Source organism: Solirubrobacter pauli (genome assembly GCF_003633755.1).
Lineage (GTDB): Bacteria > Actinomycetota > Thermoleophilia > Solirubrobacterales > Solirubrobacteraceae > Solirubrobacter > Solirubrobacter pauli.
Map to the genome: position 1 here is coordinate 3,254,629 of NZ_RBIL01000001.1, position 18,621 is coordinate 3,273,249.

Sequence of the window (18,621 nt, forward strand, 5' to 3'; positions counted from 1 at the left end):
GCACGTAGTTGTAGAGCCACAGCGCGGCGGGCTTGGGTGTGTCGTCGGAGAGGACGATCGGCGCGTTCTGGGCGTTGCGCCAGTGGTTGGGCTGGCGCCAACCCCAGACCGTGATGCCCTCGACGCCCGGGTGCTCCCAGAACACGGGGACGATGCGACGGAAGTTGCGCAGCTGGACCTCATCACCCGGGACGCCGCCGGCGGCGACGCCGTCGATGTCGAGCTCGGTGATCTGGATCGGCACGCCGGTCGCGGCGAGGCGGTCGAGGTTCGCCTTGTGCACGGCCATGTTCCCCGTCGTGGAGAACGCGTGGCCCTGCTCGCCGACGACGTCGATCAGGTTCTCGCGCTTGAGGATGTTGATGATCTGCAGGTACTGCGTGGTCGCGCTGTCGGAGTTCGTGATGCTGTAGTCGTTGAGCATCAGCTTGGTGTTGGGGAAGTACTGCTTCGCCAGCCGGAAGGCGTTGAGGATCCAGTCCCAGCCGGTGCCGTCCGTGCCGTTCGCGCCGCCCAGCGCTCGCGCGTAGTTGCCGCTGGCGTTGCAGTTGTTGCCCTGGTTCGCGGAGTGCGTGCAGTCGGGTGGGTCGTGCAGCGGCTCGTTGACCACCTGCAGCCAGTCGATCTTCGGGTAGCGCGCGGCGACCGCCGCGAACCACTTCTTGATCTCGGCCAGCTGCTCCTCAGGCGGCAGCGCGGCCATCCACGTCGGCTGCTGGTTGCCCCAGACGAGCACGTGGAAGTTGAACTTCATGCCGTTGGTCTGCGCGAAGGTGTACGCGGCGTCGAGGTTGGTCCAGCGCATCGCCGCGGTCTGCGTCGCGCCGGCGGCGCTGCCCCACTTGCCCGCGTTCTCGGGCGTCACCTGGTTGAAGTACTGCGTGAACAGCGGGCGCGTGAGCTCGTTGACGTTGCCGAGCCACTTGTCCTTCCCGTACACCGGGAACCCGGCCCCGGACTGCGCGCGTGCACCGGCGGGTGCGACCATCGTGGCCACCGCCGCCGTAAGCGCAGCTATGCCGGCGCGTCTCCGCACCGTGCGTCCCGTACCCGTCATCGAGCTCTCCCCTCTCGTGCCAGTTCGGCGTGTCGAGCAACTATTGAGGGTGTCAGACAGTCTGTCAAGACACGTGTAACCGCTCTAACGCGCGGCATTGAGACCCTCCCAGGGGGCCTCAGGGCCCCGTTTTTCATGAGAGCGCTCTCACGGAATTCGTTGACAGGGGCGCTTAATCCGCTCTACGGTCTCGCCGTCGCAGCGTGGAGGGTCTGAGAGAACGCCGCTCGTCGGGCCAGAGCGGATGTTCCGCCGCGCCTGCGCGCCACCAACAGGAGGAGAGGGATGCGTACGAAGCGCCTGAGTCTGGCACTCATGGGGCTGGCTTTGCTGACGCCGTCGACGGCGGCCGCCAGTGCCAAGGCCGCGCCGGCTGACCCATACAAGGTCCTCGTCGTCACCAGTGCGAACGATGATCTCAGCGCCGCGGGCATCGCGGCGATCAAGAACGCGGCTGGTGGTGACTTCAGCGTCACCGCGCCCGCCCCGGCGGACGTTGGTGGGCAGTTCACGGCCGCCGGCCTGGACGCATATCGCGCGGTCGTCTTCCTCGACACGGGCCAGGCGAGCCCGCTCACCGACGCGCAGCGCGCGGCGTTCGAGGGCTACTTCAAGAAAGGCGGCGGCTTCGTCGGCGTCGGCTCCGCCGTCGAGACGGACCCGAGCTGGTCGTTCCTCGACAACCTGCTGGGCACCCGCGCCTCGGGTCGCACCGAGGTGCAGACCGGCACCGTGAAGGTCTTCGACCGCGTTCATGACGCGAGCAAGAACCTGCCGGAGTACTGGGACCGCAAGGACGCCTTCTACAACTTCAAGAAGGACGTGCGAGGCCTCTCGCACGTGCTGGCGTCGGTGGTCGAGGATCCGTTCGGTCCGCAGCCGCAGGGCCAGGTGCTCGACGGCATCGCCGGCGGCACGATGGGCGCGAACCACCCGATCTCGTTCTGCAAGGACTACCTGGGCGGCCGCGCGTTCTACACCGGCCTGGGCAACACGCCCGAGAGCTTCGACGCCGGCCTGACGACGCACCTGAAGGGCGCGATCGCCTGGGCCGCCGGCCAGTCGAGCCCGGTCTACAGCGACTGCGGCGCGACCGTCCGCGCGAACTACCAGGAGACCAAGATCTCCGCCCCGCCGAACCTCGCCGAGCCGGTCAGCTTCGACCAGCTCCCGGACGGCCGCATCATCCAGACCGCCCGTCAGGGCACCGTGCGCCTGCACGACCCCGTCAAGGGCACCACGACGGTCCTCGCCGACTTCGCCTCGGCGAGCCTGCCGTCGACCATGCGGATCTACACCAACCAGGAGGACGGCCTGTACGGCGGCGCGGTCGACAACGACTTCGCCACCAACCACTGGGTCTACCTCTACTACTCGCCGCAGACGGTCACGAACGTGAAGCTGTCGACCGGTGACGTGGTCACGCAGACCACGCCGAACACGAACGCGCCCAACGCGGCCGCCTCGCCGACGGCGTGGGACCCGTACGTGGGCTACTTCCAGCTTTCGCGCTTCAAGCTCGTCGACGACGGCGTCAACGCGCCCTCCCTCGACCTGAACTCCGAGCAGCAGATCCTGCGGGTCAGCAACAACCGCCAGGAGTGCTGCCACGTCGCGGGCGACATCGACTTCGACAAGCACAACAACCTGTGGATCACGACGGGTGACGACACGCCGGCGCCGGGCATCGACGCCAACGGCTACGGCCCGTTCGAGGACCAGCTGCTCGACGAGCAGCAGACCGTGCGCGTGACCAACGCGACCGGCGGCACCTTCACGCTCACGTTCAACGGTCAGACGACCGAGCCGCTCGCCTACAACGCGACGGCCGCCCAGGTCGACGCCGCCCTCGAGGCGCTCTCGAACGTCGGCGCCAACAACATCCAGACCAGCGGCGGACCGGTCAACACCGGCAACGTCAACGTGTTCTTCCGGCGCGCGCTGCAGCAGTCCGACCAGGCGCAGATCACGGCCTCGGGCACCGCGCTGACCGGCAACGCGCCGACCGTGGCGACGACCACGGCCCAGGTGGGCGGCTGGTACCAGCGCCCGACCGGCGACGACCGCCGCTCGACGCTCAACTCCAACGACCTCCGCGGCAAGCTGCTGCGGATCCACGTCAAGGACTCGATCGGGGCGACCGACGCGAACAAGGCCGACCTCGGCGGCGGGGCCGGCGCGTACACCGTGCCCTCCGGCAACCTGTTCCCGCTCGTCGGCGGCGCGCCGCAGGACCGCACGCGCCCCGAGATCTACGCGATGGGCTTCCGCAACCCGTTCCGCCTGCAGGTCGACGAGAACGACGTCGCCTACGTGACGGACTACTCGCCGGACGCGCAGACGCCGCAGCGCGGCCGCGGCCCGTCGGGCACCGGCCGCATGGAGATCGTCCGCAAGCCCGCCAACTACGGCTATCCCCTCTGCTACAAGCACGACCTCGGCTACTACCGCTGGAACTTCCGCGAGTTCGCGCCCGGCACGACCTCGCTGGGCACGCCGCTCGACAGCACGCCGACGCCGATCGACTGCGGCGCCGACAAGCTGATCAACGACTCGCGCTGGGTGCGCGACGGCGGCCCGAGCTTCGAGCCCGGCTTGCGTGAGCTGCCCCCGGTGACCGATCCGGAGATCTGGTACTCGTACCGCGACAACAACACGACGCAGCCGCTCGGCACGCCGTGCGCCGCGTACTACGCGCCCACGCCCGGCCCGATCGCGCCCGGCTCCACCACCGAGTGCCCGCGCCTGTTCCCCGAGCTCTACACGGGCGGCGTCGGCCCGCACGGCGCGGTCAAGTACCACTTCGACGCGAGCAACCCGGCCACCAAGAAGTTCCCGGCCTACTACGACAACTCGGTGTTCCTGGGCGAGTACACGCAGGACACGCTGCGCGAGATCAAGCTCGACGCGCAGAACCGGATCCTGAAGATCAACAGCCTCCTCGACTGCGGCCAGGCGAACATCGCCAACCCCGCATTCGACATGGAGTGCGACAACCCGATGGACATCCAGTTCGGCAAGGACGGCTCGCTGTACCTGATGACGTACGGGGACAGCTACTACGCCGCCAACCCGGACGCCGGCCTGTACCGCTTCGACTACGTCAAGGGCCAGCGCGCGCCCAAGGCGGTGCTGTCCACGGACAAGACCGACGGCGCGCTGCCGCTGACGGTCCAGTTCACGGGCTCGGGCTCCAGCGACGCGGACCCGGGCGACTCGATCCGCTACGAGTGGGACTTCGGTGACGGCTCGCCGATCTCCGAGGAAGCCAACCCGTCGCACGTCTACACCAAGGCCGGCCGCTACAACGCCGTCCTGACCGTCTACGACTCGTCCGGCCAGAAGACCGCGACGAGCACGATCATCACCGCGGGCAACACCGCCCCGACGGTCCAGGTGATCGCGCCGATCGCCGGCGGCCTGTTCACCTTCGGGGACACGATCCAGTACAAGGTCGTCGTCACCGATCCCGACGAGCCGTCGATCGACTGCAAGGACGTCCAGGTGACGTTCGTGCTCGGCCACGACTCGCACGGCCACGGCGAGCAGACCGGCAACGGCTGCACGGGCTTCCTGCAGACGATCGCCGCCGACGTGTCGCACGGCGGCAACGTCTTCGGGATCATCAGCGCGCAGTACGCCGACAAGGGCGGCTCCGGCGGTGCCGCGCCGTCGCTGACCGGCTACGGGCAGAACCAGATCCGGCAGAAGCACACCGAGGTCGAGTTCGTCCTCAACCAGGCCGGCACGTCCACCGCGTCCAACACCGACGGCGGCGCCGGCGTGCACCGCAGCGGCATCGGGGCGACCGACTGGCTGCAGCTCAACGGCCCGATCAACCTGCAGCAGATCGACAAGGTCGACTTCCGCTACGCGGACGCGGCGGCGGGTCGCACCGCCGGCAGCCCGCTGGTGGCGATCGACCTGCGGCAGGACTCGATCACGGGTCCCGTCATCGCCACGGCCAACCTCACCTCCACCGGTGGGACGGGCACGTGGGCCACGACGAGCGTGCCGCTGGCGAACGTCAACGCCGGCGCGCACGAGCTGTTCCTGACGTTCCGCACGGTCACGGGCGGTGCCACGGGCAACAACCTGTTCAACCTCAACTGGCTCGAGTTCGGCGGCAACGGCGTCACGGTCCAGTCGACGAGCACCACCGGTGACGCCGGCGGCACGGTCGCGAGCACGCTGTCGCTCACGCTCGGCGCGCCGGCGACGCTCGGGCCGTTCGTCCCGGGTGTGGCCAAGCCGTACACCGGGTCGACGACGGCCAACGTGATCTCGACCGCGGGTGAGGCGACGCTCAGCGTCGCGGACCCGTCGGCGACCGCGACCGGCCACCTCGTCAACGGCGCGTTCGCGCTGCCGGCGGCGCTGCAGGTGAAGGCCGCCAGCCCCCTCGGGACCGGCGGCGCCTTCGCCGACGTCGGCGGGGCCTCGGCTCCGACCGCCGTGCTGACCTACGGCGCGCCCGTGACCAACGACTCGGCCACGGTCACGTTCCAGCAGCAGATCGGTGAGAAGGACGCGCTGCGCACCGGCAGCTACTCGAAGGCGTTGACCTTCACCTTGTCCACCACGACCCCGTAGTTCCCCAAACCGTTGTGGCACCACGTCCGTGGGCGGGCGTGGTGCCACGACGAGCGGACCCCGACACCACTCTCCCCGTCGGGGTCCGTCGGTCCAGAGCGTCGGCCGCGGCGGGCGGCCGACGCCTCTGGCGTTCATCTCGCCGTCGCCAAAAAAAAGTCCATCAGGAGTGAGAAGTTGTTCATACGTGCAGCAGCGGCCGCCGCAGTCGGCGCCGTCTTGATCGCCGCGCCGCCCGCCGGCGCGCAGTCCACGGACACCAGCCCGCCCGTGGTGTCGGTCGGCAACACGCCGTCCGCCCCCGCGCAGCGCAACGGCGACCCCGTCAACGGCGTCGCGCCCGTCTCGACCTCGACCGGCAATGGCAACTGGTTCACCGCCGCCGGTGTGACGCTGCAGCTGTCGGCCACCGACGACGTCGGGGTCACGCGCCTCGAGTACTCGCTCGACGCCGGCGCCACCTGGGTCAGCCTGCCGGCCACCGGCGGCTCGACCACGCCGATCACCAACGAGGGCCAGAACAGCGTCCGCGTGCGGGCGTTCGACGCGGCCGGCAACATCGCCCGCGGCACCGCTGCCAACACGACCCTCAACCAGGCCGCCGCGGCCGGCGCGACCGCCGTCCGGCTGGCGAGCACGAGCGGCCGCGTCGTCGGCGACGAGGTCGTCCTCGAGCCGGGCACGGCCAACGAGGAGAGCGTGCGGATCGCGTCGATCCCCTCGCCCGCCCCGGCTTCACCCAACCCGAACGTGACGCTGTCCGCGCCGCTCACCAAGGCTCACGCCGCGGCCGCCGCGGTCACGACCTACCCCCAGTTCCGCTCGGTCGCGGTCAACATCGACACGCGCCGCCCGACGGCGACGTTCCCGGCCCAGGTCGTCAACAACCGGATCGGCCACGGCGCCGCCAACGTCAGCGTCACGCGCGTGGACCCGACGCCGGGCTCCGGCGGCACCGCGGTGCGCGAGACGTGGCTCGACGGCCAGTGGGCGTACCCGCTGCCGCTCGACGCCTCCAAGCTCTCGCTCGGCAAGCACACGTGGACGCTGCTGATGACCGACAACGCCGGCAACGGCAACAAGGTCACGCTCACCTTCCTCGTCACCACCTCGATCGCCGACCTCGACGCGCTGCTCGCGAAGTGGGGCACCACCGGGACCATCCCCGCGGCGACGGTCACGACGCTCCGGGCGCAGGTCGCCCAGGCCAAGGCCGCGAGCGACGGCGGCGACAAGGTGGCCGCGATCAGCGCGCTCGACGCCTTCCGCGGCCAGCTCGGCACCGTCGCCAACGCGGCGGCCCGTAACACGCTCATCACCGACACGAACGATGTGATCCGTCAGCTCCGCGGGATCGCCGACGACCCGGCGCCCGCCGACCTCGGCGTCACCGAGGCCCCCGCCACGGGCCAGCCGCGCCACCTCTTCGTGCCGCCGTCCGCGCCGGTGCGCAACGCCAAGCCGGCGTTCAAGGTCCTGGTGTTCTCCAACCGCGCCGGTGACGGCTCGTTCCGCCATCCGGCGATCGAGGACGCCGAGGTGATGATCCAGGAGCTCGGCCGCGAGAAGAACTTCGACGTCGACGTCTGGGACCCGCAGTACCCGAACGCCGGCCCGGCGGACACGCCGTTCTCCAGCGCCGCCAACCTCGCGCAGTACAAGGTCATCATCGGCGACTCGTCGGTCGGCAACACCGTGCTCAACCCGGCCTACAAGATGAAGGACGGCACGGTCGTCAACGAGCAGCTCGCGTTCCAGCAGTACATCCAGGCCGGCGGCGGCTACATCGCGTCGCACGCCGCCAACGACTCGCTCCACAACTGGGGCTGGTACAAGGACTTCCTCGGCGGCCTGTTCGTCTCGCACCCCTCCAACCAGAGCGGCTTCGGCACCGACTGCGGCTCCTGCTACTGGGTCGAGGTCACCAACGAGGATCCGTCGCACCCGTCGATGGCGGCCGCGGGCGTCCCGAAGGTCGCGGCGGTCGCGGACGAGCTCTACCACTTCGACCGCAAGCCGCGCGGCTACGTGCACGTGCTGCAGACGCTCAACGAGGACACCTACAAGACCGCGATGGGCGTGTCGGCGTCCGCCGGGCAGCTCGAGGGCGGCGATCACCCGATCTCCTGGTGCTCGAACTACGACGGCGGCCGCGAGTGGTCGCAGGTGCTCGGCCACAACTGGGAGCTCTACAAGACCGCGTGGTTCCGCGAGAGCTTCTACCAGGGCATCCTGACCGCCGGTGGCCTCAAGTACGCGAACTGCGTCAGCCACCAGGAGGTCAAGACGCTGCTGGCGACGCTGAAGGCCTCGGGTGGCATCACCGACGCCGCCGCCACGGCGGGGACGACCGCGGTGCAGGCCGCCTTCGACAAGTACAACACGCTCGACAAGGCGCAGATCTCGGCCTCGCTGGGTGACATCGCGGCGCTCAACACGCTGGCGCAGGACCCGGCCAGCGGCGACGCCGCCTCCCGCGGCAAGCTCGTGGCCAAGGCCGCCGAGCTCAAGCAGTGGATGCTCGTGCTGCTCGGCGCGCAGGACGTCAGCGGTGGCGCGACCGGCACCGTGCCGGCCACGCTGTCGCTCGCGCTCGGCACCCCGCCGAGCTTCGGGGCGTTCGTCCCCGGCGTCGCGACCACGTACACGGCCGGCTCGAAGGCGACCGTGATCTCGACCGCCGGTGACGCGACGCTGAGCGTCGCCGACGCCTCCCCGACGGCCACCGGCAAGCTCGTCAACGGCTCGTTCTCCCTTGCCAGCCCGGTCCAGGTCAAGGCGACCTCGGCGGCCGGCGCGGGCGCGGCCCTGGCCAACGTCGCCGGCACGTCGGCGCCGACGCCCGTGCTGACCTACAGCGGCCCGGTGAGCAACGACGAGGTGACGCTGTCGTACGCGCAGGCGATCGGCGTCAACGAGGCGCTGCGCACCGGCAGCTACTCGAAGACGTTCACCTACACGCTGTCCACCACGACCCCCTGACCTAGGCGGGGTACGCGTCGCGACGGCCCGCACGTGGCCGTCGCGACGCCGCCGTCGCCTCACTGCACGTCGAGGATCCAGGTCACGCCGAAGCGGTCGGTGAGCATGCCGAACCCGGCGCTCCAGGCCGACGCCGCCAGCGGCTCCACGACGTGCGCGTCGACGGCGAGCCGGTCCCAGTACCCCTGCACCTCGTCCAGGGTCTCGCCGCGCACCGACACGAAGAACGGCTGGTCGGTGAGCGTGACGCCGTGCTCGCGGCGCGTGCCGCCGGCGTTCGCGGACCCGCCCGTCTCGCCGGGGATGTCGTACGCCATGACCCGGAACCCGTCCGCGCGCTCGACGAGGCCGAACACGACGCGGTCGGCGCCGGGCGCGTCCGGCGGCATGCCGAAGTCGCCGTAGGTGGCGATCGTCACGGCACCGCCGAAGACGGCGCCGTAGTGCTCCAGCGCCGCCCGGGCGTCGCCGCGGAAGTTCAGGTGGGGGAGTGCTCTTGATGCTCATGACCACCACCGTCGCACCCGTATAGGACCGCTCTGGTCCTATACACGAGGTAGGTTTGCGCGCATGACGACGACCACCTCGCGCCTGCTCGAGCTGCTGTCGCTGCTGCAGACCGGCCGCGGCTGGCCGGGGTCCGTGCTGGCCGAGCGGCTGGGCGTCACCCACCGCACCGTGCGCCGCGACGTCGACCGGCTGCGCGCGATGGGCTACCGGATCGGCGCGACGATGGGGCCGGACGGCGGCTACCGGCTGGAGGCGGGGAGCGAGCTGCCGCCGCTGCTGCTCGACGACGAGCAGGTGGTCGCGCTGGCCGTCGCGCTCCAGGCGGCGTCGGTGAGCGGCGCGGAGGTCGCCGAGGCCGCGCTGCGCGCGTTGAGCACGGTCCGCCAGGTGATGCCCTCCCGGCTGCGGCACCGCCTCGACGCGCTGTCGTTCACGGCGATCGGCCCGCGATCGGACGCCGGGGCCGTGTCCCCCGAGGTGCTGGTCGCGCTGTCGACCGCGATCCGCGCCCGTGAGGTGCTGCGCTTCGACTACGCCGGCGGCCGTCCGGAAGCCCGTGCGCGGCCGGCGCTCCCGCGCACGGTCGAGCCGCACCACCTCGTCACCGCGCAGGGCCGGTGGTACCTGGTCGCGTGGGACCTCGAGCGCGACGACTGGCGGATCTTCCGCGCCGACCGGGTCTCCCCGCGCGCGCACACGGGCCCGCGGTTCGCGCCCCGCGCGCTGCCCGGCGGTGACGTTGCCGGGTTCGTGTCGGCCCGGTTCAAGGGCTCCGAGCAGGAGGACCGGTGGCCGTGCACCGGCACGGTCATCCTCGGCCGGCCGGTCGGCGAGGTCGCGCCGTTCGCGGGCGACGGCGTCGTCGAGGCCGTCGGCGAGGACCGGTGCACGCTGCGGACGGGCTCGTGGTCGTGGATCGCGCTCGCCGCGTCCCTGAACCGCTTCGACGCGGACGTCGAGGTCGTCGAGCCCCCGGAGCTCCGGCGGGCGTTCGCGCAGCTGGCCGCGCGCAACGCCGCCACGGCGAGCGGGTGACCGGACGTCACCCGCTCGCGAGGCGATCGGCGGCTAGGCCGCGAGGTCCGCGTACATGCCCGCGGCGAGCGCGCGCACCGAGTCCACGCGCGGCGCGGCGCACTCCAGGCGCGTGCCCTGCGCGATCGCGACGAGCGCGGCCTGCTGCTCGCGCGGGGCGACGATCAGCGGGACCTTGAACGCGGTGGCGTCGGCCGCCAGCGCCTTCAGCGCGGGCGTCTCGCTGCCGGGGCGGTAGAAGACCACCACGTACGCGTGGGTCGCGGCGTGCAAGGTGGCCGTCACGTCCAGGGCCGTCGTATGGAAGCCGAGCGCGGGCAGGTCCGCGCCCTGGCCGAGCCGGGCCTCGAAGGCCCGCTGGCGGCCCTGCTCGGCGGCGTCGAACACGAACGGGCCCGAGCTGCAGCCGGGCTGGGCGGCCGCCGGCTCGGCGCCGCCCACCCCGAGGGTCAGCACCCCCGCCGCGAGCAGCGCGACGAGCGCGGCGACGGCCGTCGCCAGTGCGCGCGGTGAGATGGGGGCGCCGGTCATCGCTCAGCGGTAGTCGACGTCGATCTCGACGCGACGGTTGAGGGAACGGCCGGCGTCGGTGGCGTTCGTCGCGCGCGGACGGGTCTCACCCGCGCTGGACGCGCTCCACTTGGCCTTGACGCCGAGCTTGCGCACGTAGCCGCAGACCGCCTCGGCGCGGCGCTGGCCGAGGTCCTTGTTGAGCTCCGGCGAGCCGACCGCGTCGGTGTGGCCGACGCACGTGAGGGCCTTGGCCTCCTTGAGCTGCGGAGCCAGCGCGCGGATGTAGCGGCGACCGCGCTCGCTGAGCTGGGCCGAGCCGGACGCGAACAGGCCGTCGCCGGGGACGACGAGCGTGCGCGACGGCAGCATGCGGGCGACCGTCTTCGCGCGCACGCGCGAATCACCCGTGGTGGCGTCGAGCTGGAACGACGTCTTGACGCCGCCGACGCGGTTGACCAGGGCGCGGCCGCGGGCGTTGAGCTTGACCTTGACGGCCACGCGCTCGCTCTTGCCGGTGCCGGTCGTCGTGCCGGTGCCGATCAGGATCTTCTTGCCGTCGACCGTGGCGTAGGCCTTGATGACGCACTTCTTGATCGCGGCGCCCGGGACGCGGCAGCCGAGCTGGGCCGAGTGGTTGGACGCGCTGACCGTGGAGGAGAGCACCGGCGTGGCCTTGGAGCCCTTGCCGCTGCGGGTGTCCACGTCGAGCTTGGCGTTGACGACCGTGAAGCGCTCGGTGACCACGGCGGAGACGTTGCCGGCCAGGTCGGTCTGCCGCACCTCGAAGGTGTGCTTGCCGAGCTTGAGCTTGTCGTAGGTGACGGGGCTCGTGCAGGGCGCGAACGCGCCACCGTCGAAACGGCATTCGAAGGTCGCGCCCGGCTCGCCGGTGAAGGTGAACTTCGCGCGCTTCTCGGAGGTCGCCGAGTCCGGGCCCGCGAGCACGGTCGGGGCGGCGGGAGCGGTGCCGTCGAGCGTGAAGCTCACCTGCGCCGGCTCGGAGCCGTTGCTGCGCACCTCGAACGTGTGCGTGCCGTCGGCCAGGCCGGTCGGCGTGAACGGGCTCGCGCAGGCGACCCACGCGCCGCCGTCGATCCGGCACTCGTAGCTGTCGCCGCCGGTGAACGTGAACGTCGCGGTGCGGGCGACGGCCGCCGGAGAGCCCGTGATCGTCGGCTTGACGGGCGCCGGGGCGCCGACCTTGATCTCGGTGTACGCGGCGCCGGTGAGCACGACGTCGGTGCTGTCGTCCTCGGCGTCGAGGTTGATGCCGAACGTGCCGGACACGCCGGCGGGCGGGTTGGCGACCAGCGTGCCGGTGGCCGGGTTGCCGGGCGTCGTGTTGACGGTCACCCACGACGGCAGCGTGCCGGTGGAGATCTTGACCGTGTCGCCGCCGTTCGGGTCGGTGGCCGTGAACGGGATCGTCAGCTGCCCGCCGTCCTTGACGCTGTAGCTCGCGTCGAGGCCGGTGATCGTCGGCGCGGCGTTGCTCGAGGCGACCTTGAGCAGCACGTCGCGCTCGGAGTAGTCGCCCTGCGCGTCGGTCGCGCGGACCTTGTAGATGAAGAGGTTGCCGCCGGTGTAGGTCGCCGTGGTCGCGGCGGGGATGGAGACACGGCCGGTCTGCGAGAGCGTGATGACGTCGGTGTCCGGGCCGTTGGCGTCGCCCGGCTTGGTCAGCGTCTGGTAGGCGACGGTGCCGCCGTCCGGGTCGCTCGCGTTGAGGTTCTGCACGTACTCGGTGCCGATGCCGATGCCGTTGGCGACGTTGGAGCCGAACTTCGGCGCCGCGGTGGCCTGCATCGCGACCTTGCGGACCTTGGTCTCGAACCGGACGGCGCCCGACGAGGAGTTGGCCAGGTTCAGGATCCCGGCCGTGCGGGCGCTGCTGGTCCAGTACGCGAGGTACTCGCCGTCCGGCGCGCCGAGGTTGAACGTCGACGTGTCGAGCGGCACCTCGAAGTCGCCCTTGTAGGTCGCCGAGCCCGTGATGCACCGGGTCGCGACCACGGGGACGCTCACGCTGGCGGTCTGGCTCGTCGGCGAGACCACCGTGACGTACTGGGTGCTCTGCTGGCCGACCGTGCAGGTGGCGATGGCGGCGTAGGTGAGGCTGCCCTTGAGCTGGCCGGCGGCCGTGACCTCGGCGAAGATCGAGCCGCCTTGGAGGTGGCTGGCCAGGGCGGGGGAGGCGCCGCCGAGCAGCGCGGTCGCCGCCGCGGCGACGGCGATGCCGAGACGTGAGAAGGAGAAGGACATGAGGGGGGAGGGGACTCGCAGTCGGTCAGAAGTGGACACCCTGGTCCTCGTCCGTTTCCGGGGCAACTTGAATGGGCGCCGGCACCCATGCGGGGCTGCGGCGCGCCGGTCCGACGTCAGCGTGTGCTCCGTTGCTGTCCGCGATCGGACCGCGCGGCCGTCGCCACGGCGCCGCGACGATGAAGGTGGTGGGTCGTGTACTCCGTCGCCGATGCCGGCTACCTGTACGAGCGGCTCGCGGAGGTCCTGCGCGTGAGCGCCGAGCTCGCGGACGATCGGGCCGAGCGGGCGACGTCGATGGGGGACGCCGCGGGTGCGTCCGCTGCGCGCGCCGACGCCCAGCGCGTCCGCGCCGCCGGCGCGCGCGCCGACCGCGCGGCGGCCGACCGTCTGGGCGGCCCGGTCAACCACCCGTGACGGGGTGCGCCGCGTGGCCGTCTTCGACGGCGCTAGCGTTCGCACATGTTGCCAACGACGCGAACCGCCGTGCGGCCGTGGTCGGTCGCGGGTGGCCCGGATGAGGGCGTCAGCGACAGCGAGCGCTGCGCCCACTGCCGGGCGCTGACGGCGGCGAACCTGATCGGCGCGTATCGCCGTCGCTTCCCGGACGACGCGCGCGCGGACTACGACTGGATCATCCGCCGCATGGGGCACGTGTGGGACTGCCCGCGCGACGGCGCGGCCAACGTCGTGGGGTACCGGTGCGCGCGCTGCGGCGACGCGCAGCCGGGCCGGCTCGCGCGCTCCAAGCGCGTCGCCTACGTGCGCCGCCTGTGCTCGGCCTTCACGACCGGTGGCGTCGACGCGCTGGCGTCGATCGTGCCGGCGGACGTCGAGTGGATCCCCCAGCTCGCCGGAGGCCAGGTCCTGCACGGGAGCGAGGAGCTGCAGGCGTTCTTCGCGGAGCGGCGGTCTCCGCTGCGGGTGCCGCCGCCGGCGCGGATCGAGGCGGTCGGGACGGACGTGCTCGTGCGCTTCCGCTCCCCGCCGGGTGCGCCGCCCCTGTGGTCGGTCTACCAGTTCGAGACGGGGCGCCTGTTCCGCGCGGTGAGCTTCGACAACGAGGCGGAGGCGGTCAGGCAGACGGGCTGACCGCGCCCAGCCCGTGCAGGAGCAGCTCGATCTGCCGCCCGGCGCGCAGATCCCAGTCGTCCGCGGCCGGGAGCGGCCGCGACAGCAGCGCGGCGGCGACGATCAGGTCCTCCGGGGTGAGGTCGGCGCGCAGCTCGCCCGCCGCCCGGCCGCGGTCGAGCAGCGCTTGCAGGGCCACGCGTACGTCCGCCTGCAGCTCGCGGATGGCCGCGTCGAAGACGAGCGGGCCCCCGTGCAGCGGGAGCACGAAGCGGTCACGGTCGCGCAGCGTCGCGGTCAGGAACGCGCGGACGCCGTCCAGCGCTGAGCCGGGGGCGGCGGCGGCCGCGCGCGCATTGGCCCGCGCCAGCCCGAATGAGCGGTGCACGAGCGCGCCGAGGAGATCCTCGCGCGTCGCGAAGTGGCGGTAGACGGTGCCCACGCCGACGCCGGCGCGGCGTGCGATGTCGGCCATCGGGACCTTCTCGCCCTCGGTCAGGACGAGCTCGGTCGCGGCGTCCAGCACGCGCTCCCGGTTGGCGGCGGCGTCCTTGCGTGGCTGGCGTTCGGCGCCCGGAGGCAAGCCGCTGATGATCGCAGCGATCATCGGATCAAAACGGATGATATCGTCCGGAAATGAAGCGGACGAATTCGTCCGTAATATCCGAACGGGGAGTGCGTTGAGCCGATGAGCGGTCCACCCGACGACGACCTCGCGCGCGGCTTGGCCGTCGCGCGTCCCGACGATCCCGACCTCCTGCACCTCGCGGTGGTCGGCGACACGTACACGGTGCTGCTCTCGGGCGAGCAGACCGCGGGGCGCTTCGCGCTGATCGACATGCTGATCCCCGCGGGCGGCGGGCCGCCGCCGCACCGCCACGACTTCGAGGAGTGCTTCCACGTCCTCGAGGGCTCGGTCGAGGTCACGTTGCGCGACGACCCGCCGGTACGCCTGGAGGCGGGCGGCACGGTGAACATCCCGGCGAACGCGCCGCACTCGTTCCGCAACGCGGGTGACGCCACCGCGCGCCTGCTCTGCACCGCGGTCCCGGCCGGCCTCGAGGCGTTCTTCGCCGAGTTCGGCGACCGCGTGGCGTCGCGCACCTCGCCGGCGCCCGTGCTCACGGACGAGGAGCGGCGGGCGCGGTTGCAGCGCGCGATCGAGCGCGCTCCGGCCTACGGCATGGAGCTCCTGCCGCCGGCCGGATGAATCCGGTCTTGCTTCAAATTCGAAGCACTGCTACGCTGATCGGCAGATGCTTCAAATTCGAAGCAACAACCACCGCAACCGCGATTCGAGGCCCGAGATGAAGGCAGTGCGTTTTCACGAGTACGGCGACGCCGACGTCCTCCGCTACGAGGACGTCGAGGTGCCCGTCCCCGCCGTCGGGGAAGTGCGCGTCAAGGTCGCCGCGACGGCGTTCAACCCGGTCGACGCGAACATCCGCGCCGGCTTCATGCAGGGCCCGATCCCGACGACGCTGCCGCACACGCCCGGCTACGACGTCGCGGGCACGGTCGACGCGCTGGGTGACGGCGTCGACGGCGTCACGATCGGCGACGCGGTCGTCGGCTTCCTGCCGATGGCCGCGGACGGGGCGTCCGCGGAGTACGTGATCGCGCCCGCCGAGGCGCTGACGGCGGCACCCACGAGCATCCCGCTCGCCGACGCCGCGGCGCTGCCGTCGGTCGCGCTCACCGCCCGGCAGGCCCTCTTCGAGCTCGGCGGGCTGCGGGCCGGCCAGCGCGTGCTGATCGTCGGCGCCGGCGGCGCGGTCGGCGGCTACGCCGTGCAGCTCGCCAAGCAGGCCGGCGTGCACGTGATCGCCACGGCCAGCCCGCGCAGCCGCGACCGCATCGCCTCGGCGGGCGCCGACGAGGTGATCGACCACACCGCCACGGCCGTGACCGACGCGGTGGCCGAGCCCGTCGACGTCCTGCTCAACCTGGCGCCGATCGCGCCGGACGACTTCGTCGCGCTCGTCGCGCACGTCCGCGACGGGGGCGTCGTCGTCAGCACCACGGCCTGGATGCCCACGCCCGGGGACGAGGGTCGCGGCGTGCGCGCCGAGACGGTGTTCGTCCGCAGCGACGCCGAGCAGCTGGCCGGGCTGGTCGCCCTGGTCGACGGCGGCGAGCTGCGCGTCGACGTCGCCGAGCGGGTGCCGCTGGCCGAGCTGCCGGCGCTCCACGTCCGTGCGGCCGCGGGCGAGCTGCCCGGCGGCAAGGTCATCGTCGTCCCGGCCGGGGCCTGACCCGTGGCCTTCACCCTGGACCCCGAAGTCGCGGCGGCGCTGGCGCCGATGGCGGGCTTCACCGCCCCGCCCGTCGGCGACATCGCCGGGCGCCGCGCCGTGTGGGAGCCGATCATCGGCGCCGCGAGCGACGCGCAGCCGTTCCCGGACGACGTGACCACCAGCGAGCACGACGCGACCGCGGACGACGGCACCCCGATCAAGCTGCGCTGGTACGTCAAGGCGGGCGCGCCGTCCGGCCCCGCGGCGCTCTTCTTCCACGGCGGCGGCTACATCTTCGGCCACATCGACCTGTTCGACGGGCCGGTCGGCCGGTACGTCTCCGCCAGCGGGGTCCCGATGCTGTCGGTCGAGTACCGGCGCGCGCCCGAGCACCCCTACCCGACGCCGCTCGAGGACGCGTACGCCGCGCTGCGCTGGCTGCACACGCACGCCGGCGAGCTGGGCGTCGACCCCGACCGGATCGGGGTCATGGGCGACAGCGCGGGCGGGGGCATGGCGGCGGCGCTGGCGATCCTCGCGCGCGAGCGCGGCGGCCCGGCGATCGCGCGCCAGATCCTCCTGATGCCGATGCTCGACGACCGCACGACCACGCCCGACCCACACGTCGAGCCGTTCGCGCTGTGGAGCTACGACGACAGCCGGACGGCCTGGCCGGCGCTGCTCGGCGACGCGGCCGGGGGCCCGGACGTGCCGGTCACGGCCGCGCCCGGCCGGCTCGCCGACGCGACCGGCCTGCCGCCCGCGTACATCGAGGTCGGCCAGCTGGACGTCTTCCGCGACGAGTCCCTCGCGTACGCGACGACGCTCAGTCATGGCGGCGTGGACGTCGAGCTGCACCTGCACCCGGGGGTGCCGCACGAGTTCGACTCGATCGCCTTCGGCTCCGACGTCGCGCGGCGCGCCATCGCCGACCGCGTCCGGGTGCTGCGGTCGATCTGAGCGTCCGCGGCGCGTCCTAACGTGGCGCGGAGCGTGATGCTCTTCGACGACACCGAGCGTGCAGGCCGCTTCGCTCCGCTGGCGGAGCGGATGCGGCCGCGTTCGCTCGAGGAGGTCGTCGGCCAGCGCGAGCTGACCGATCCGCGCGGCACGCTCCGGCGCGCGCTGGCCGAGGGCGTGCCGCACTCGATGATCCTCTGGGGGCCGCCGGGCTGCGGGAAGACGACGATCGCGAAGGCGATCGCCAGCGAGAGCGCCGCGGCCTTCGAGTCGCTCAACGCGGTCACCGACGGCATCGGCGAGCTGCGCAAGATCGTCGCCCGCGCGTCCGAGCGCCGGAACCTCGGGCAGCGGACGCTGCTGTTCATCGACGAGATCGCGCGCTGGTCGAAGTCGCAGCAGGACGCGCTGCTGCCACACGTCGAGGACGGGACGATCACGCTGATCGGCGCGACCACCGAGCATCCCGGGCACGAGATCGTGCGCGCGCTGCGGTCGCGCCTGAAGATCTATCCGCTCACGCCGCTGTCCGACGACGACCTGCGCGAGGTGATCGCCCGGGCGCTGGCCGACCGCGAGCGTGGCCTCGCCGGCTCGTACACCCTGTCCGAGCCGGCGGTCGCCCGCCTGCTCCTGCACGCGGACGGCGACGCGCGCTCGCTGCTCAACGCGCTGCAGGACGCCGCCACCACCATGCCGGACGGCGGCGAGATCGACGAGCCGCACCTGGTCGGCGCGCTGGGCAGCCGCCCCGGCACGTACAGCGCCAAGGACGAGTACTACGCGATCATCAGCGCGCTGATCAAGAGCATCCGCGGGTCGGACACCGACGCGTCGCTGTACTGGCTCGCACGGCTCAAGCACGGTGGCGCCGACCCGAAGGTCGTCGCGCGGCGCCTGATCGTCGCCGCCGGGGAGGAGATCGGCACCGCCGCCCCCGGGGCGATCGCGGTCGCGAACTCGGCGTTCGACGCGGTCGAGCGCGTCGGCGCGCCGGAGTGCTGGATCCCGCTCGCCGCGGTCACGAGCTACCTCGCGCAGTCGCCCAAGAGCTGGGCGGCCTACCACGGCCTCAAGGCGGCGGAGGCGCTGGTGGAGTCCACGCCCGCGTATCCCGTTCCAGCGCAGCTACGTAACGCGTCAACGACCGTGGACGCGCAGCTCGGCCATGGTCAGGGGTATGTCCACGCGTCCCAGCCGGGAGGCGACCGGATCACGTTCATGCCTGACGCGTTGCGCGGGACCCGGTTGTACCGGCCGTCCGGCTCAGGCCGCGATCTCGCCTGATTTCCGTACGTTTCGGTCCGTATTTCGGGTTGTGGCTGGTTTCGATCGAAGCCAACCTACTCAGACGTAGGGTCCTGGGACTTGTAACCGATTCCGATACAGAAGCTTGCGTAA

At 72.0% G+C, this 18,621-nt stretch carries 13 protein-coding genes and 1 pseudogene; 9 read left to right on the top strand and 5 right to left on the bottom strand.

The features are described from left to right. Window position 1: 1 nt before the first annotated feature. Window positions 2-988 (bottom strand): annotated as a pseudogene (locus tag C8N24_RS35720) (endo-1,4-beta-xylanase); the annotation flags it as partial. Window positions 989-1,372: 384 nt separating this feature from the next. On the opposite strand from C8N24_RS35720, the gene C8N24_RS15280 reads away from it, so the two are divergent. Then, the gene (locus C8N24_RS15280; RefSeq protein ID WP_170179122.1) at window positions 1,373-5,650 is read left to right on the top strand and encodes a ThuA domain-containing protein; all 4,278 of its coding nucleotides are present in this window, start codon (window positions 1,373-1,375) and stop codon (window positions 5,648-5,650) included. Window positions 5,651-5,827: 177 nt separating this feature from the next. Next, window positions 5,828-8,632 carry a ThuA domain-containing protein gene (locus C8N24_RS15285; protein ID WP_147447819.1) on the top strand — a complete coding sequence of 935 codons (2,805 nt, stop codon included), beginning with the start codon at window positions 5,828-5,830 and terminating at the stop codon, window positions 8,630-8,632. Between the two features lie 59 nt (window positions 8,633-8,691). On the opposite strand, the gene C8N24_RS15290 is transcribed toward C8N24_RS15285, so the two are convergent. Next, complete coding sequence (locus C8N24_RS15290; protein ID WP_121251141.1) at window positions 8,692-9,114, bottom strand: VOC family protein; 423 nt, start codon at window positions 9,112-9,114, stop codon at window positions 8,692-8,694. 88 nt (window positions 9,115-9,202) lie between these two features. On the opposite strand from C8N24_RS15290, the gene C8N24_RS15295 reads away from it, so the two are divergent. After that, the gene (locus tag C8N24_RS15295; RefSeq protein WP_121251143.1) at window positions 9,203-10,177 is read left to right on the top strand and encodes a helix-turn-helix transcriptional regulator; all 975 of its coding nucleotides are present in this window, start codon (window positions 9,203-9,205) and stop codon (window positions 10,175-10,177) included. A 33-nt stretch (window positions 10,178-10,210) separates the two neighbouring features. Here the strand turns inward: C8N24_RS15295 and C8N24_RS15300 are convergent, their stop codons facing one another. Then, a complete protein-coding gene (locus C8N24_RS15300; RefSeq protein WP_121251145.1) occupies window positions 10,211-10,708 on the bottom strand; it encodes a hypothetical protein in 498 nt (165 codons plus the stop codon). Window positions 10,709-10,711: 3 nt separating this feature from the next. After that, a complete protein-coding gene (locus C8N24_RS15305) occupies window positions 10,712-12,952 on the bottom strand; it encodes an OmpA family protein (protein ID WP_121251147.1) in 2,241 nt (746 codons plus the stop codon). A 195-nt stretch (window positions 12,953-13,147) separates the two neighbouring features. Between C8N24_RS15305 and C8N24_RS15310 the strand changes: the two genes are divergently transcribed. Both C8N24_RS15310 and C8N24_RS15315 read left to right on the top strand, forming a co-directional pair. After that, window positions 13,148-13,369, top strand: a complete 222-nt coding sequence (locus C8N24_RS15310; protein ID WP_121251149.1) for a hypothetical protein — start codon at window positions 13,148-13,150, stop codon at window positions 13,367-13,369. A gap of 45 nt (window positions 13,370-13,414) precedes the next feature. After that, window positions 13,415-14,044 carry a nuclear transport factor 2 family protein gene (locus C8N24_RS15315; RefSeq protein WP_121251151.1) on the top strand — a complete coding sequence of 210 codons (630 nt, stop codon included), beginning with the start codon at window positions 13,415-13,417 and terminating at the stop codon, window positions 14,042-14,044. Here C8N24_RS15315 and C8N24_RS15320 read toward each other — a convergent pair. Beyond that, window positions 14,028-14,630 carry a TetR/AcrR family transcriptional regulator gene (locus C8N24_RS15320; protein WP_121251154.1) on the bottom strand — a complete coding sequence of 201 codons (603 nt, stop codon included), beginning with the start codon at window positions 14,628-14,630 and terminating at the stop codon, window positions 14,028-14,030. The genes C8N24_RS15315 and C8N24_RS15320 overlap by 17 nt on opposite strands. 81 nt (window positions 14,631-14,711) lie before the next feature. Here C8N24_RS15320 and C8N24_RS15325 point away from each other — a divergent pair, with 81 nt between their 5' ends. From C8N24_RS15325 to C8N24_RS15340, 4 genes are all read left to right on the top strand, one after another. Continuing rightward, complete coding sequence (locus tag C8N24_RS15325) at window positions 14,712-15,233, top strand: cupin domain-containing protein (RefSeq protein ID WP_121251156.1); 522 nt, start codon at window positions 14,712-14,714, stop codon at window positions 15,231-15,233. Window positions 15,234-15,330: 97 nt separating this feature from the next. Further along, window positions 15,331-16,278: an NADP-dependent oxidoreductase gene (locus tag C8N24_RS15330; RefSeq protein WP_121251158.1), complete on the top strand. Its 948-nt coding sequence runs from the start codon at window positions 15,331-15,333 to the stop codon at window positions 16,276-16,278. 3 nt (window positions 16,279-16,281) lie between these two features. Continuing rightward, a complete protein-coding gene (locus C8N24_RS15335) occupies window positions 16,282-17,220 on the top strand; it encodes an alpha/beta hydrolase (RefSeq protein WP_121251160.1) in 939 nt (312 codons plus the stop codon). Window positions 17,221-17,256: 36 nt separating this feature from the next. Next, complete coding sequence (locus C8N24_RS15340) at window positions 17,257-18,507, top strand: replication-associated recombination protein A (RefSeq protein ID WP_245971923.1); 1,251 nt, start codon at window positions 17,257-17,259, stop codon at window positions 18,505-18,507. Window positions 18,508-18,621: the final 114 nt, after the last annotated feature.